At 33.9% G+C, this 2,625-nt stretch carries 2 protein-coding genes and 2 pseudogenes; 1 reads left to right on the top strand and 3 read right to left on the bottom strand.

Annotated features, from left to right (window positions below; genetic code table 11):
- The 3 genes and pseudogenes from recJ to LE180_RS03535 form a co-directional block, all read right to left on the bottom strand.
- Positions 1-1,860 (bottom strand): single-stranded-DNA-specific exonuclease RecJ (gene recJ, locus LE180_RS03545; RefSeq protein WP_374134097.1); only part of this gene is annotated, 1,860 nt, incomplete at its 3' end.
- A pseudogene (locus LE180_RS03540) lies at positions 1,826-2,041 on the bottom strand (hypothetical protein); the annotation flags it as partial. The gene recJ and the pseudogene LE180_RS03540, both read right to left, overlap by 35 nt.
- 61 nt (positions 2,042-2,102) lie before the next feature.
- Positions 2,103-2,237: pseudogene (locus tag LE180_RS03535) on the bottom strand (thymidine phosphorylase); the annotation flags it as partial.
- Between the two features lie 205 nt (positions 2,238-2,442).
- Between LE180_RS03535 and LE180_RS03530 the strand changes: the two are divergent.
- The coding region (locus LE180_RS03530; protein WP_374134096.1) for a hypothetical protein at positions 2,443-2,625 on the top strand (183 nt) is incomplete at its 3' end.

Raw genomic sequence — 2,625 nt, 5'->3', positions numbered from 1 at the left:
GGAAATTTTAAATTTTAAATGTTCATTTCTATTTCCAAAAACAGAAATTTCGGTGGGCGCTACCCTTCTTATACAAAATACAGGTTTTAAATTTCCAACCCCAAAAGGTTCCATTACTTCCACTTGGTTATAAAAATCTACAACTATATCCGAAATTTTTAATTCGCCCTCAATAAGAAACGTGTTATCTATCATCGCTTCTTTTAAGTTTTTGTCGGCATACTCAGAAATTCTTCTTGTAAATTCTTCTATTTTTGAATCTTCTAAAGTAAAACCTGCAGCTTGATTATGACCGCCATATTTTATAAGAATATCTTTTACGTTTTCAAGAGCTGCAACAACATCAAAACCGGCAACGGATCGTGCGGCCCCTGTGGCTTCTCGCCCATCGCTGATAAACAAAAATGCCGGTCTTGAATATGTTTTTACCATTTGAGATGCCACTATACCAGTAACGCCATGTTCAAGATTTAACGCTTTAACTATTAGAACATTATCATTCTCAAGATTACACTGTTCTTCTAAAAGATGTTTAAACTGTTCCATATTTGTAGATTGCAAACATTTTCTATTTTCGTTTAATTTAACTATATCAGAGTATAGATTTTTTGCCTGAAATATGTCTTTTGTCATAAGAAGCTTAGCAGATAACATCCCCTTCGCCATACGACCTGAAGAATTTAATACTGGTGTAATACTCCACAAAACCAATTTTGCCGTAATATTATGGATACCTTTTGAAAACAAGGCATCGTCAAGTAAAAGACCAAGACCCGGTTTTGCATGAGGATTTTTTTCCATTATCTTCAAGCCCTTTTTAACTATAATCCTGTTTTCATCTATTAACGGCACAGAGTCGGCAATGATACCCAGCGAACATAAATCAAGATTATTTTCAAAAAATTCTTTAATTATAATCTCACTGTCTAATTTTTTGACTTTGTATATTTTCTTTAAATCATGAATATCATTCACAGCATCCGAAATCACAACAATCTTATCTTTTAAAAGAGCATTGCTTTGAACTAAAAATTCTTTTATATCTGCAGCATTTGTGTAAAATCTAAAGCTTTGCGTTACAATATCTTTTATTTCTTTGAGAGATTTAAAGTCTGCTTTTTTCATTTCTAAATCATTCTTTAAACAAATATAACTACCGCAAAAATCACTATCATTTTTCAAACCGAAACACAACGTAACTTCTTTATCGTATTCTTTGCAAAAAGTTAGCATAAGGGCGTGCATAACTTTTAAAGATACGACACAACCGGCTATCTGCTTAAAAGGATATTTTGAACTGCAAACCTTAGGATTTATAATCGCGTCTGCTTTTGGGAGACCTTCGTATGGCGGTTCATGATGATCTGTGAGTATAACATACATTCCAAGACTTTTTGCATAAGCAATTCCCTCCACAGCCGAAATACCACAATCAACCGTGATTAAAATTTTAACATTTTTAGCTGCATATTTTGAAAGAATATCATTATGAATACCATAACCTTCATCAGCAGGCACATACCATTCCACATTTCCGCCTAAAAGCCTTATAGTATTTACAATTATGCTAACCGCTGTAATGCCATCAACATCTTTATCGCCATAAACAAGAATATTCTCATGCAATTCCAAAGCAGTCCTTATTCTACTTACAGCTTTGCACATATCTGAAAATAGAAAAGGATTGTGTAGGCTTTCGATGCCGCCGTCAATAAACTGCTCGACTTTTTCAACAGTATCAATACCTCTGCCCACAAGAATTGAGGCAATCTTCGATATCGACGGTAAAGAAGAAGCAATTTTAGATACTTTTTCAAAATCATTCTTAATTATTTTCCATTCTTTGTCCGCGACGCTCATAATGTATGTCCTTTATTAATTTTATATTTTCATTTTTATTTTCAGATATTATGTACGCGACACACATTACAGAATTGGCTTCATCAATATATTTTGAAGAATTGTACAAAAGCTCGGCAATAATCTCGCCTTTTTCAACATAATCATTTGTTTTTTTATAAAATAAAACACCCGCGAAATAATCTACGCTATCTCACTTTTTCTCTCTTCCCGCACTTATCAACATTTCAGCAATACCAATTCTGAGCGAGACTTTCCGCGTCCGAACATTTCCTCATAAAGGCGACATTACCTGTTTTTACATCTAAGACAAGAGTCTGAGCGCCTTCCGCAATTTTTTTAGACATAATGCTTGCGCATATTAAAGATATGGATTCAAAGTTCAACCCATTAAACCACGATAATTTCGACAAATTGTGTCCCAACTATCATGTTTATTGTACATAATTTTACTGCATAATCAAACTAAAAAAATGTTATTTAAACTTTAAAAGTAAAACTTGTTTGACTTGGTCTGAAAGAGAGGCATTGATTTTTCTTTTTGTTTTTGGTACTAATTGGTGTAATTAAACATTTGAATTTATGCTTAAAAAAACTATAGCAGTACTACTAATGTTGTCAATTGTGTTGTCTTCGTGTGGTAAGAGTAATAAAGGTAATAATTTGACACGTGGACCTGAATCTAAAGCTGAAGCTGAAGATTCACATCCTTCTCTGCCACCGGCACCAAAACCGGCACAAGACGGCGCAGGCACAGGCGGTGGC

The sequence above is a fragment of the Candidatus Endomicrobiellum pyrsonymphae genome, from assembly GCF_020328025.1.
Lineage (GTDB): Bacteria > Elusimicrobiota > Endomicrobiia > Endomicrobiales > Endomicrobiaceae > Endomicrobiellum > Endomicrobiellum pyrsonymphae.
Note: the sequence above shows the minus strand (reverse complement) of the source record. Positions and strands in the feature narration are given on the sequence as shown.